The organism is Clostridium sp. Marseille-P299, assembly GCF_900078195.1.
In the GTDB taxonomy this organism is placed as follows: domain Bacteria; phylum Bacillota; class Clostridia; order Lachnospirales; family Lachnospiraceae; genus Lachnoclostridium.
In genome coordinates, this window is the sequence record NZ_FJVE01000007.1 from 277,823 (window position 1) to 292,349 (window position 14,527).

Genomic DNA, 14,527 nt, shown 5'->3' on the forward strand with positions numbered 1-14,527 from the left:
TGGCTTTTTTGTTTTAGATAAGTCATGTATATTTGAAGAGAGCCATCAGAAATTATAATTATCAAAAGTTATAGTTATTAGAAATTATAGTTAATAGAAGTTATGTTTAATAGAAGTTATGTTTAATAGAATTATGGTTAAAAAGAAATTAGAATTTAATAGATGCTAAATTAAAAAGAATCTACTCAAATAGAAGTTACTAACTATGTGAATTAGAATGGAGGATATTTTGAAATACGATTATTCAGAAACAATAGAATATTTACTACATTGGTATGACTATAATAGAAGAATTCTTCCGTGGCGAGAAAATCCCAAACCCTATTATGTCTGGGTTTCTGAAATTATGCTTCAGCAAACAAGGGTGGAAGCTGTGAAATCCTATTTTGAACGATTTATTACAGAATTACCAACAATTGCAGACCTTGCGGCAGTAGATGATGAAAAATTAATGAAGCTATGGGAAGGTTTAGGGTATTATAGCCGTGCTAGGAACTTAAAAAAAGCAGCCATAGTGGTAATGGAACAGCACGACGGCGAATTACCAGCGGATTATGATAAATTATTAAAACTTCCAGGCATTGGTTCTTATACAGCAGGTGCAATTGCTTCCATCGCATTTTCAATACCAGTTCCAGCAGTGGATGGGAATGTATTACGTGTTATGAAGCGTATCGCTGGGAGCTTTGACGATATCACAAAAGATAAAGTAAAAAAAGAATTGGAATCAGATTTACGTGAGGTTATTACGAAGGAAAGACCAGGGGATTATAATCAATCTTTAATGGAGTTGGGCGCTACGGTATGTATTCCAAATGGTAAACCCTTATGTGAACAATGCCCAGTCATGCATTTATGTAAAGCCTTTAAACAAGGGATTCAGATGCAACTTCCCGTAAAGCCACCGAAAAAGGCAAGAAAGCTAGAAGATAAAACAGTTTTCGTTATGGAGTATCAAGGAAATTATGCAATTCATAAGCGTGATGATAAAGGATTATTGGCTGGATTATGGGAATTTCCTAATCTAGATGAGAAGATGTCCTTTGAAAAAGTAGAAAATTATCTACAAGAGCAAGGCATAAAAGTGGAAGAGATAACGAAGCTTACGAAAGCAAAACATATCTTTTCCCATATTGAGTGGCATATGTTAGGATATTATTTAAAATTAAAAGATATTAAAGAGCTACCAATGAAAGACTTAGTATGGGTAAATGAAGATGAGATAAAGAGTATCTACTCCTTACCAACTGCTTTTGATGCATATCGTAAATGTATTGGGAATCAACAATTGGAGTTAGAATTGGAGGAATAGGGATGGATATTGATTTTTCACTGTCTGCATATCGAATCTTTAATTCAGTAGCAAAGCTTGGTAGTATTTCAGGAGCGGCAAAGGAATTATATATTAGCCAGCCTGCGATTAGTAAAGCAATTGCAAAGCTTGAGCAGGACCTATCCGTTAGCCTATTTATTCGAGGTTCCAGAGGGGTAAAGCTAACGGAGGAAGGTGCACAGTTATATGAGCATACGAAAGCAGCTTTTGAGACATTAAAAGAAGGGGAAGAGTTAATGAAGAGAAACAAATCCCTAGGTGTTGGACATATAAGAATAGGTGTAAGTACAACACTATGTAAATATCTTCTTCTTCCATATTTAAAAGAATTTGTTGCAAATCATCCACATATACGGTTTACGATACAATGTCAATCGACGTTTCAGACCTTGGAATTATTAGAAGAGGGGAAATTAGATCTTGGACTAATTGGAAAACCAGAGCCTCGAAAAGATTTGGACTTTTATTCCGTAGGAACTATCGAGGATGTTTTCATTTCAACTAGGTCTTATCTTGATAATCTTGATATTCGAGAAGGAAAGATGCTAACGAATCAGCAACTATTTGAAAAAGCAAATTTAATGTTGCTGGATGAGAAGAATATAACCCGTGTGTTTATTGATGATTATTTTAAAAAGAACGGAATTCGGACTGGTCAAATTCTTGAAGTAAGTAATATGGATTTATTAATAGAATTTGCTAAAACAGGGATTGGAATCGCATGTGTTATTAAGGAGTTTGTTAAAAATGAATTAGAGGATGGAAGTCTGATTCAGATTGACTTAGAGGTACCGATAGAAACGAGAGAGGTAGGTTTTGCGTATCGTTTGGGGAAACAATATAGTGATTCTACATTAAAGTTCATCGAGTTCTATAAGGGGCAAAGAGCAACGAGTAAAGAGTAAAGTAAAAAAGTAAAGTATAAAAAGCAAAGAGTGCTATGAAAATCATTTACACTTTATAGTAACCCTTGATGTAGCTTAATTTTAAATTATGTGCTGATTGGATATAGGAATGTGAGATAAATATGGCAAAACATGAATTTGGTATTATTGATAAACTATCAAATAGCCCGAATGCATATGAAAGTTATGAACCTGATAAATATCATTGCATCTCTATGCATGACGATTTTATTGGACCATTACTTCCTGAATTGGAGGATTTAGATACATTTTATCATAATATGGAACGGCCAGAAAAAGGTCTAGCATACTGTGGTATTACTTTAATATCACCGTCATCTTTAATGAAGTTTAGGAAAATATTAATTTCAAAAAATAATCATGTATATGATGAATTGATCAAAGTAATAGACATGGCCATAGAAGAGAATAAATTCATCATTCATTATGGAATATAAGAAATTGATGATTTAATATTTTTTCTCTCCTTGAGTCTAATGATATGGTTAAACCAACTGAATCATGAACATATAGAAAGAGTGCTTAATATAACCTAGAGTTATACTAAGCATTCTTTTTATGTATTTTATTTATATGAATACTTATGATATAATCCAAATAGAATATAAATCAGGAAGGAAATGAGAGCATGAACTACAAGATTGCAGTAATTCCGGGGGATGGAATCGGACCAGAAATAGTAAGAGAAGCGAAAAAGATTCTAGATAAGATTGCAACTATTTATGGACATTCCTTTTTGTACACAGAAATTTTAATGGGAGGATGTTCAATTGACGCCTACGGGGTACCGCTAACAGAAGAAGCACTTGCAGTAGCAAAAGCTAGTGATTCGGTTTTACTTGGAGCGGTAGGAGGAAATGTTGGTCAGTCGAATTGGTATAGCCTACCTCCACACCTAAGACCAGAAGCGGGCCTATTAGCCATACGTAAAGGCTTAGGACTTTTCTGTAATTTAAGACCAGCAGTATTATTTCCACAGCTAAAAGAGGCATGTCCGCTAAAAGATGAAATCATTGGGGATGGATTTGACTTTTTAGTTGTTAGAGAATTAACTGGGGGAGTTTATTTTGGGGATCGTAAAACCTTCACGGAAAACGGAATTAGAAAAGCAATGGATACCATGCCTTATGATGAAAATGAAATTAAACGAATTGCAAGATGGGCATTTGAAGTTGCGATGAAGAGAAATAAAAAAGTTTGTAGTGTAGATAAGGCAAATGTACTTGATACTTCAAGATTGTGGAGAGAGGTAGTAAAAGAGGTTTCTGCGGAATATCCAGAGGTTACACTTAGTGATATGCTTGTTGATAACTGCGCAATGCAAATGGTAAAAGATCCAAAACAATTTGATGTAGTCCTTACTGAAAATATGTTTGGTGATATTTTATCAGATGAAGCAAGCATGGTTACTGGATCCATTGGTATGCTAGCATCTGCAAGTCTTGGAGAAACAAAATTAGGTTTATATGAACCAAGCCACGGCTCAGCACCAGACATCGCAGGACAGGATAAAGCAAATCCAATTGCAACTATTTTATCAGCAGCAATGATGCTTCGTTATTCCTTCGATTTAGAAAAAGAAGCGGATAGCATAGAAAATGCTGTTAAGAAAGTGTTAGACAAAGGATATCGTACCATTGATATTATGTCAGAAGGATGCACACTTGTTGGAACTGTGGAAATGGGTAATTTAATTGCGAATGAATTAGTATAAATGAATTGTTAGGAGATATAAGTTCGTAATTAATATAAAGTGATAGCTATCAAATATAAGTTCGTGATGAGTTAAAATACAATTATAATAAAAACATAGGTTGTAATGAGTTAATCTGATTGCTATAAAATATAAGTTTGCTATATGTAAAACTGACAGAAATTATAAAATTGTTATTAAGTATTTAATTTGCGAATGCAAACATACATATTCTGTGATAATATGATAAGGACTTAATAAATGCAAAATTGGAGGTAACAATGGCAAACGCGATTAAGAAATTATCATTTATTTTGGTACCAATGACAATCTTATTTTTTGTCACAACATTTATTGCTAACAATGCAGAACAAGGTGGGGCATTTTATTCAGCAATAACAATCTGTGCAAATATATTATTGGTTCTTTTACCAATTCTATTTGTCATAACACTAGGACTTGGGATGGCAGTTATGTTACGAGTTATCATGTCAAGTCAGATGAGCACGGTTGGAAGAAAACAACATGAAAAATTGCCGATGGCACATTTTTTAGCGTGTGTTATATGTTTTATTTTATATTTTATCTTTGTTTATAGCATATTAACGAAAGGTGCTTAATTAAGAGTTGTGTTAATTCGTTGAGGCTTCCTCTACCATGAGTTTGTTCTCTATTAATTAATTCTTTATTAAGTGCACTTGGTACAAGAAAGGTAGGATTTCACATGGGAATGACGATGACACAAAAAATCTTGGCGGCACATGCAGGATTAGAATCTGTATGTGCTGGTCAATTAATTGAAGCAAGTCTTGATATGGTTCTTGCAAATGATATTACTGGTCCAGTAGCAATTCATGAAATTGAAAAATTAAATAAAAAGACGGTATTTGACAAGGATAAGATTGCGTTAGTACCAGATCATTTTACACCAAATAAGGATATCAAATCCGCAGAACATTGTAAGTGCGTAAGAGAGTTTGCAAAAGCTCATGATATTACGAATTACTTTGAAATCGGTGAAATGGGGATTGAACATGCACTTCTTCCTGAAAAAGGCTTAATCGTTGCAGGTGAGACTTGTATCGGAGCAGATTCACATACTTGTACCTATGGAGCTTTAGGAGCATTTTCAACAGGCGTTGGTAGTACAGATATGGGAGCTGGTATGATTACTGGTAAGGCATGGTTTAAAGTACCATCTGCAATCAAGTTCGTACTTACTGGTAAGCCAAAGAAATGGGTAAGTGGAAAAGATATTATTTTACATATTATTGGAATGATAGGCGTCGACGGCGCTTTATATAAATCTATGGAGTTTGTTGGGGATGGAATTAAGAATTTGACAATGGATGATCGTTTTACAATTGCTAATATGGCAATTGAAGCAGGCGCTAAAAATGGTATCTTCCCAGTGGATGAATTAACCATAGAGTATATGAAAGAACACTCTACAAAAGAGTATACAGTATATGAAGCAGATGAAGATGCAATCTATGATGAAACTTATACAATTGATTTATCTGAATTAGAAACAACTGTAGCTTTCCCACATCTTCCTGAAAATACGAAAACAGTAAAAGAAGCAGGAGAAGTGAAAATCGATCAGGTTGTTATCGGATCTTGTACCAACGGAAGAATTGGTGATTTAAGAGCAGCGGCAAAAGTTTTAGAAGGTCGTAAAGTAGCACCAGGAATGCGTGTAATTATTTTCCCAGCAACACAAGCAATTTACCTTCAAGCCATTGAAGAAGGTTTGATTCAAACTTTTATAAAGGCTGGAGCAGTTGTAAGTACACCAACTTGCGGTCCATGTTTAGGTGGTCATATGGGTATTTTAGCAGCTGGAGAAAGAGCGATTTCAACAACAAATCGTAATTTCGTTGGACGTATGGGACATGTAGAATCAGAAGTATATTTAGCAAGCCCAGCAGTTGCAGCGGCAAGTGCGGTAACTGGAAAGATTAGTGAGCCTTCTGAACTTGGAATCTAGATGCACGTCTAAAGTAACACCTTTACTTGTTTGGAAATCATAATCAATGGAACTTAAATTTAAGTGTTGTAAACGAAATGGCTTAATGTAAAGTTCAGAACGTAACGAAAAGGAGATTGTGTTATGAAAGCGCATGGAACAGTACATAAATATGGTGATAATGTAGATACGGATGTTATCATCCCTGCTAGATATTTAAATTCCTCCGATCCAAAAGAGCTTGCGAAAAAATGCATGGAGGATATTGATAAAGACTTTGTAAATCGTGTGAAACCTGGTGATATCATGGTAGCCAATAAAAATTTTGGCTGTGGTTCTTCTAGAGAACACGCACCAATAGCGATTAAGGCAGCAGGAATTAGCTGTGTTATAGCAGAAACATTTGCTCGAATTTTTTATCGAAATGCAATTAATATAGGACTTCCAATTATCGAATGTCCAGAGGCTGCAAAAGCAATAGAAGCTGGAGATGAAGTCGAAATTGACTTTGATAGTGGAAAGATTTATGACATAACCAAAGGAACAGAATATCAAGGCCAGGCATTTCCAGAGTTTATGCAAAAAATAATAAAAGCAGAAGGATTGATGAATTACATCAATCAGCAGAATGCATCAAATTGATTTCATGCATCCGTTATAAAGGAATGCCGTAAAATAGAATAGGAACTTATAAAAGGATTATTTAAAATGGAATTCGAAATTATACCCATTTTAAAATAATCCTTTTTTTGGTATATTATATTTAAAGATTTATTATACTTATTGATTACTTTAAGATTGGAGGGAAAATCGTGGTTAATAGAAAAATATATAAATACGTCTTAGTGCTTCTAGTGATTGCTGGGATGTTTCTAGGGGGATTTCGTCTTATATCATATCATAAGCAGTTAAGTACTAATGAGCCAATACAAATTGAATCACCAATCGTTGTATCTCATAATAGTGTCATGCTTAAAGATGGGTCTTATGTTTATGTAAATATTGAAATGACGAAAGGCAGGTATTTTTTTGAAACATTAGGTGGAGGTCTTTACGGGAGTAATTGGAACGGAGAGTATCAGATAAGAGTTTATCGTGAGGAGAATGAGTATGACAGTCCGATGTCTGTAACTCCCCTTAACATAGGGAATGAGACCTTGTTGAATTTTGGTTCTCTTTTTAATCTTGAATTTGATGATTATAATAACGATGGGAATCCTGATTTTACAATTGGACAATGGGGGAGCAGCAATGGGAATACCTTTGAAATGTTTTCTATCGATAATGAGGGGAATATTATAGATCTAAATACAAATATATTCGTATCAGATCATTCCTTCTCGATATTATTAGAAAAAACCTCACCAACTTCTTTTACCTATTCTTATTATAATAATATGGAAAGTTCGTGGATACAATGCAATTATGAATGGATGGAAGATTCTTTTATTAAAATAGAATAATTATTTTGTATCTATTTTATAATCCCTTTAAGTAATTTAAAAACGTATCATTCACACAATGATTTTTGCATATGTTTTGTGTGAATGATATGAATGATTCGTATTGTGTTATTTAAGTAATGTTGTAAGAAATACTTGTAAAAACAATAATAGTATACTATAATATAGAGAGTTAGCTTACTAATAATTAGCTAGCTAATAATTATTTAACTAATAATTATATAGCTAATTATTATGTAGCTAATAATTACTTAGTTAAAAGTTAGCCACTAATTATTGCTTAGGTATATATTATATTGATTATCATATTAATACGCAAAATCTAAGAGAAAGGACAAATAAAAAAATGGATAAGTCAGAGGAACTTTTAAGAAAGACAGTGAAAGAATTTAGAAGTGCGAATCATGCTCATAGGCGAATTGTAGAACAAAGCTTACAAGAAACTGGTGTTTACCGTAGCCAACACCAGTTACTTATGTATATTTCAAGGCATTTAAATCAATCACAAACGGAAATTGCAGAAGGCATGGAAGTCACTCCTGCAACGGTTGCTGTATCACTAAAAAAACTCGAAAAGGGTGGCTATATTGAAAAAATAGTGGATGAAAACGATAATCGCTTCAATAAGATAGAAATCACAGAAAAAGGGGGAACGATTGTAAAAGATAGCATTCGAATTTTTCAATCCATTGATAAGGTTATGTTTCAGGATTTTTCTGTGGAGGAATTATTACAATTGCAAGACTTTATGATACGAATAAAAAAGAACCTTGGTGAAATTGATTTATCCAGTAAGGATACAAAATAACGTGTTTAATACACAGAAAAATATGTTACCAAATACGTGAAAAGACACCACGAGAAACAAAACACATTAAAATAACAGATGTTAGTAAAACTGATGCAGTTAAAGATAAGAAACAAAATACAAGTAAACAGAATTGATGTAAGTAAAACGCAAGTATATAAAACACAAGAAATCAAAAATCAAGTGAATCAAAATAAATAGAAAGGTTAAGGGAAAATCGCAAAATAATATACATAAGTGTGATTCACCCTTTAAAAAAGGTAAAACATGAAACGATATGTAAAGTATATAAAGCCCAATCTTTGGTACTTTATTATTGGACCAATTTTAATGTTGACTGAAGTGTTAGGTGAAGTTTTATTACCATATTTTATGTCACTCATCATTAAACATGGTGTTGTTCCAAAGAATACAAGTTATGTCTTAGGAATGGGACTGGTTATGATCGTAACAACTCTAATAATGATGTGTGGAGGCGTTGGAGGTGGCTACTTTAGCACAAAGGCAGCCAATGGCTTTTCTTATCTGTTAAGAAAAGATGCATTTAAAAAAGTACAAGATTTCTCATTTGCTAATATAGATACATTTAGTACTGGATCTCTAATAACAAGATTAACCAATGATATTACGCAGCTTCAGAATGTAATCCGTATGGCACTTATTATGTTACTTCGCTCACCAGGTATGTTAATCGGAGCGATTATTATGGCATTTACAATTAATTTAAAATTAGCAGCAGTTATCTGCATTGTTGTTCCAGTGTTAGCAATTAGCTTATTTATTTTGATTAAAACTGCCTATCCTCGTTTTGGAATTATGCAAACGAAAATTGATAAGGTAAACTCTACGATTCAAGAAAGTTTAACTAATGTTCGAGTAGTAAAATCTTTTGTAAGAGGAGATTATGAAGAGGAAAAGTTTGCAAAAGCCAATCAGGAGCTTAAAGATGCTGGTATGAGCGCTTTTAAAATAGTTATCTTTAATATGCCTTTAATGTCTCTTGCAATGAATATTACCACATTAGCTGTTGTTTGGTTCGGTGGAAAGCAAATCTTAGTAGGTGATATGGACGTTGCGGATTTAATGGCATTTACCACATATATTGTTCAAATTTTAATGTCACTTATGATGTTAGCAATGATTTTATTGCAAAGTTCACGTGCTTTAGCAAGTGCAAATCGAATTAGTGAAGTGCTAGATACTAAGATTGATTTAACAGATGAAGTGGCAACAAAGAAAGATGCTAAAGTAACAAAAGGAAAGGTTGAGTTTAAAAATGTTTCCTTCCGTTACTATAAAGATAGGGAAACAACGGTACTTGAACATCTTAATTTTACTGCAAATCCAGGAGAGATCATTGGTATTATAGGATCAACTGGTAGTGGTAAAACAAGTTTAGTGCAGTTAATTCCAAGACTTTATGATGTAGATGAAGGTGAAGTCTTAGTGGATGGTATCAATGTAAAAGATTATTCACTTAAAAATCTACGTAATGGCATCGGTATGGTATTACAAAAGAATGTATTATTTTCAGGAACCATTAAGGAAAACCTAAAATGGGGTGATGAGAAAGCCTCAGATGAAGAGATTAAGGATGCAGCAATTAGTGCACAAGCAGATAACTTTGTATCACTATTTACAGACAAATATGAGACAGAGTTAGAGCAAGGCGGGGTTAACGTCAGCGGTGGACAAAAACAGCGTTTATGTATTGCAAGAGCTTTATTAAAGAAGCCTAAAATATTAATCTTAGATGATAGTACAAGTGCTGTAGATACAGCAACCGAAGCAAAGATTAGGGAAAGTTTTAAAGGAGCATTAAAGGATACAACTAAGTTTATTATTGCACAACGCATCAATTCTGTAATGGATGCAGATAACATTATCGTAATGGATGAAGGTAAAATTGTTGCAATCGGTAAACATGATGAATTAATGAAAAACTGTGGACCTTACCAAGAAATTTATTATTCGCAAAAAGAGAATGAAAAGGAGGTAGGGTAATGAGTAAAGAAAATCAAGCATCCGCAATTAAGGGATTTGGTCCAGGACCAAAAGGACATGGCCCAGGTGGAAAACCAAAGGATACAAAAGCAACGTTAAAACGTTTGTTTCAATATTTAGAGCATGATAAATTAAAGCTCTTTTTGGTATTCGTTTGTGTAATATTAGCTACAGTAGCGAATTTATCTGGCTCTTATATGTTAAGACCAATCATTAATGGGCTTGGAGATAGTTTTTCTGAGTATCAAGTAAGTGCTGATAAATCGGCTGTTTTGTTATCAGCTACGGCTTCGTTAGTTAAAAAGCTATTACTTATGGCTTGTATTTACGGAGTTAGCGTAATTGCAAGTTATATGCAGCAAAGAATTATGATTGGAATATCCCAAAAATCTTTGCAGACAATAAGAAATGATCTATTTTGTAAAGTTCAAAAATTGCCAGTACGTTTTTATGACACGAATAATCATGGAGAATTGATGAGTCGTTTTACCAATGACGTTGATACCATTGGCGAAATGCTAAACAATACTGTAGTACAAATTTTTTCTGGAACCATTACAATCATCGGAACACTATTTTTAATGTTATATACAAATTTCTGGTTAAGCTTAGTAACATTACTTATGCTACCTGTAATAACAAAGTCAGCAGGTATATTAGCAAAACGAAGTAGAAAATACTTTGTTGGCCAGCAAGCGGCAATTGGGGCAATCAATGGCTATATTGAAGAACATGTCACAGGACAAAAAGAAATTAAAGTTTTTTGTCATGAAGATAAGGTCTTAGAAGAATTTGATGTACTGAATAAAGAATTGAAAGATAAACAAACAAAGGCCCAGTTTTTTGGTGGAATTATGGGACCAGTGATAGGAAATCTAAGTCAGATAAATTATACACTAACAGTTTGCGTTGGTAGCGTATTGTGTATTACTAGAAACTTTGATGTTGGTGGATTGACAGTATTTGCAAACTATTCCAGACAATTTAGTAGGCCAATTAATGAATTATCACAGCAGGTTAATACTTTATTTTCAGCCTTAGCTGGTGCAGAACGAGTATTTTCTATTATGGATGAGGAACCAGAAAGTGATGATGTAGAAGGCGCAGTAGAGCTAGAAGGAATTAAGGGAGAAGTTGTATTAAAGGATGTAAGCTTTGGTTATAACGAAGATAAAACAATTTTAAAGAATATTTCACTTTATGCAAAACCAGGGCAAAAAATTGCGTTTGTTGGTTCAACAGGTGCTGGTAAAACTACAATTACTAATTTATTAAATCGTTTTTATGATATCAATTCTGGAACCATTACAATTGATGGAATTCCAATTAAAAATATCAAAAAAGACAGCTTACGTAAAAATATTGCAATGGTACTTCAAGATACACATCTTTTTACAGGTACCGTTCGTGAAAATATTCGTTATGGACGTTTGGATGCTACCGATGAGGAAGTGGAAGCAGCTGCAAAAACAGCGAGTGCCCATTCTTTCATTATGAGACTTAGTAATGGTTATGATACAGTGCTTGAAGGTGATGGGGCAAATCTTAGCCAAGGACAGCGACAACTTCTTAATATCGCAAGAGCATCACTTTCAAAAGCACCAATTCTAGTTCTTGATGAAGCTACTAGTTCCGTTGATACTAGAACAGAAAAACATATTGAACGTGGAATGGACCGTTTAATGAAGGAGAGAACAACATTTATCATTGCACATCGTCTTTCAACGGTACGTAATGCAGATGCAATTATGGTGCTTGAGCAAGGTGAAATCATTGAGCGTGGTAGACATGAAGAGTTGTTAGCACTAAAAGGTAGATATTATAATCTATACACTGGTTTACTAGAATTGGATTAATAAAAAATTTATAAAAATTTAATATTGCTTAACATAAACTTGTATGATACAATGGCCGAGGTAGATATTTTTAAGCTTGGTACAGAGATGCCAGAAAGATGTCATACATAGGTTAGGGAGTACTATGCCTTATTTTATGTTAATAATAATCTTGTCTGGTTATACAGACAAGATTTTTTTTTATCATGACGTGAATGGTTTTACCATCGGTAGAAAGGACGAGCTTAATGAAATTAAAAGCGCAAATCATGGATGAGAGTGCAGTAGAACGTACCATTGTCCGTATTGCTCATCAGATTCTTGAGAAAAACCAAGGAACTGAAAATTTATGTATTATTGGTATTAAAACCAGAGGAGTCCCACTTGCTAAGAAGATTGTGAAAGCAATTGAAGCAATTGAAGGGGTAACACTTGATCTTGGTATATTGGATATCACTTTATATCGAGACGACTTAACAAAAGAGAAGGAAGACCCAGTTCTTAATGCGACGGAAATTCCATTTTCAGTAGCTGGTAAAAACGTAGTTCTTGTGGATGATGTTATATTTACAGGACGTACCGCTAGAGCTGCAATGGAGGCAGTCATGGAAAATGGACGAGCAGCGAAAATACAACTTGCTGTATTAATCGATCGTGGACATAGGGAACTTCCAATCAGACCTGACTTTGTTGGAAAAAATATACCAACATCGAAGCTAGAACTTGTTGGTGTGCACTTTAAGGAGTGTGATAATGAAACAGGAGTTAGGTTGTACGACAGATAAGAATGTGAGGGACATAAAGTAACATTCTATGTAACAAATAACGTAACTATTCAGTAGGTGGTATCCCGCGAGGTGTTTTGCATGTATTGCAAAATCTCGAGAATAGCTTGCGCCAAATCACATGTATTTTATGATTTGTGTGCATCTTGTGACTATGAAGGACGTAGTCTTGAATAGTTACCAAACAACACATATCTCAGGAGGAAGTTTTTATGGAAAAGAATAAGCAGGTTGTTGGGTATTTGCCAGATGAACGCCCACCATTATGGAAATTAGTATTATATGCAATTCAACAAGTAATTGTAATGTTCCCTGCTACGGTTGCAGTAGCGATTATTACAGGATTTCATATCTCGACTACAATTTTTGCAAGTGGTTTAGCAACAATTTGTTTCCTTTTTGTAACAAAGAAGAAAATCCCACTATATTATGGCTCAAGCTTTTCTTATGTAGCAGCAATTGGTGGGTTAATGAGTTCTGAAGCACTTGCAGGTTATGGATTAAATGATAAAATTGCAATTGCTCAGTTTGGTATTGTAATGTCTGGTTTTATTTCAATTATTGCCGGATTTATCGTAACTCGTTTTGGTAGAGATGCCGTAGAAAAAATTCTTCCTGCTTCTATAACAGGTCCTATTGCTATGGTAATTGGTTTAACCCTTGCTGGAAATGCATTACAGGATGCAGCTTCTATCGCAATTGATACTGCAGGAACTATTGGCGTTTCTGAATCTCAAATCGCACTAGCTAGCAATATGGCTTGGATTATTTCCTTAGTAACGTTAATTTCAACAGTAATGTTTTCGGTACATTTAAAAGGAATGCTTGGACAGGTTCCATTATTACTTGGTCCACTTCTTGGTTGTATCACTGCATTTATTATACAATTAGTAACAGGTATTGATTTATTTAAAGTATTACCAGAGACAGGAAATGGTATTTTCGCTCTTCCTACCTTTACTTTGCCAAAAGCAAATTGGATGGCAGTAGCGGCAATTATGCCAATTGCAATTGCAACAATTCCTGAATCTACTGCACATGTATATCAGCTTGATATTTATGTAAATGATTTAGCAAAGAAAAAAGGATCTAGTAAAAGATTTAACATCGCTGACAAGCTCGGTCTTAACTTAATCGGTGATGGTATTGGCGATATCGTATCTGGTATGGTTGGTGGACCAGCTGGTACAAACTATGGTGAAAATATTAGTGCAATGGCAATCACAAAAGTATTCTCTATCCCAGTATTAATGGGAGCAGCTGTTATTGCAATGATTATTTCTTGTTTTACACCACTTGTAAATGCAATTTATTCTATTCCAACAGCTGTTATCGGTGGTTTAGAAGTATACTTATTTGGTGCGATTGCAGCGCAAGGTATTGCAATCATGGTAGAGAAAAAAGTTGACTTATTTAGTTCAAGAAATATTTCTGTAATTGCTACTATTATGATTATTGGTCTTGGTGGACAATATGGATTTGGTGGAAACATTCCATTCTTTGGTCTTGAAATTCCATGTATCGCTGGTGCAGCAATTTTCGGTATCCTTTTAAATCTTCTTATGGGGATTGGAGAAAAGAAAGAAAAAGTAGAAAACGAATAAGAGTTAATATTAATAGTGGCTATCACATTTGTTTGAGGATAAATAAATGTGGTAGCCATATTTTTTGATATTTATTAACCAAATTTCTTTAGCGCTTTACGATAGTA

The 14,527-nt window shown here is 34.0% G+C and carries 13 protein-coding genes; all 13 read left to right on the top strand.

What is annotated here, in order from left to right:
- Positions 1-229 precede the first annotated feature (229 nt).
- On the top strand, positions 230-1,312 hold the full coding sequence (gene mutY, locus BN4220_RS09455; protein ID WP_242867774.1) for an A/G-specific adenine glycosylase: 1,083 nt from the start codon (positions 230-232) through the stop codon (positions 1,310-1,312).
- A 2-nt stretch (positions 1,313-1,314) separates the two neighbouring features.
- Positions 1,315-2,238 (top strand): LysR family transcriptional regulator, encoded by a 924-nt coding sequence (locus tag BN4220_RS09460; RefSeq protein ID WP_347477081.1) that lies wholly within the window; start codon positions 1,315-1,317, stop codon positions 2,236-2,238.
- Positions 2,239-2,360: 122 nt separating this feature from the next.
- Complete coding sequence (locus BN4220_RS09465; protein ID WP_066715662.1) at positions 2,361-2,696, top strand: hypothetical protein; 336 nt, start codon at positions 2,361-2,363, stop codon at positions 2,694-2,696.
- A gap of 191 nt (positions 2,697-2,887) precedes the next feature.
- The gene (gene leuB, locus BN4220_RS09470) at positions 2,888-3,973 is read left to right on the top strand and encodes a 3-isopropylmalate dehydrogenase (protein ID WP_066715663.1); all 1,086 of its coding nucleotides are present in this window, start codon (positions 2,888-2,890) and stop codon (positions 3,971-3,973) included.
- A gap of 260 nt (positions 3,974-4,233) precedes the next feature.
- Entirely contained in the window at positions 4,234-4,572 is a 339-nt protein-coding gene (locus tag BN4220_RS09475) for a hypothetical protein (RefSeq protein ID WP_066715664.1), read from the top strand.
- A gap of 104 nt (positions 4,573-4,676) precedes the next feature.
- Positions 4,677-5,942: a 3-isopropylmalate dehydratase large subunit gene (leuC, locus tag BN4220_RS09480; RefSeq protein WP_066715665.1), complete on the top strand. Its 1,266-nt coding sequence runs from the start codon at positions 4,677-4,679 to the stop codon at positions 5,940-5,942.
- 123 nt (positions 5,943-6,065) lie between these two features.
- Positions 6,066-6,563, top strand: coding sequence for a 3-isopropylmalate dehydratase small subunit (gene leuD, locus BN4220_RS09485; RefSeq protein ID WP_066715666.1), 498 nt, complete (start codon positions 6,066-6,068; stop codon positions 6,561-6,563).
- A gap of 170 nt (positions 6,564-6,733) precedes the next feature.
- Positions 6,734-7,384, top strand: a complete 651-nt coding sequence (locus BN4220_RS09490; protein ID WP_066715667.1) for a hypothetical protein — start codon at positions 6,734-6,736, stop codon at positions 7,382-7,384.
- A gap of 346 nt (positions 7,385-7,730) precedes the next feature.
- Complete coding sequence (locus tag BN4220_RS09495) at positions 7,731-8,192, top strand: MarR family winged helix-turn-helix transcriptional regulator (protein WP_066715668.1); 462 nt, start codon at positions 7,731-7,733, stop codon at positions 8,190-8,192.
- A 267-nt stretch (positions 8,193-8,459) separates the two neighbouring features.
- Positions 8,460-10,196, top strand: a complete 1,737-nt coding sequence (locus BN4220_RS09500) for an ABC transporter ATP-binding protein (RefSeq protein ID WP_066715669.1) — start codon at positions 8,460-8,462, stop codon at positions 10,194-10,196.
- Positions 10,196-12,052: an ABC transporter ATP-binding protein gene (locus BN4220_RS09505; RefSeq protein ID WP_066715670.1), complete on the top strand. Its 1,857-nt coding sequence runs from the start codon at positions 10,196-10,198 to the stop codon at positions 12,050-12,052. Before BN4220_RS09500 ends, BN4220_RS09505 begins: the two co-directional genes overlap by 1 nt.
- A 227-nt stretch (positions 12,053-12,279) precedes the next feature.
- Complete coding sequence (gene pyrR / locus BN4220_RS09510; protein WP_066715671.1) at positions 12,280-12,816, top strand: bifunctional pyr operon transcriptional regulator/uracil phosphoribosyltransferase PyrR; 537 nt, start codon at positions 12,280-12,282, stop codon at positions 12,814-12,816.
- Between the two features lie 212 nt (positions 12,817-13,028).
- The gene (locus BN4220_RS09515) at positions 13,029-14,420 is read left to right on the top strand and encodes a uracil-xanthine permease family protein (protein WP_066715672.1); all 1,392 of its coding nucleotides are present in this window, start codon (positions 13,029-13,031) and stop codon (positions 14,418-14,420) included.
- Positions 14,421-14,527: the final 107 nt, after the last annotated feature.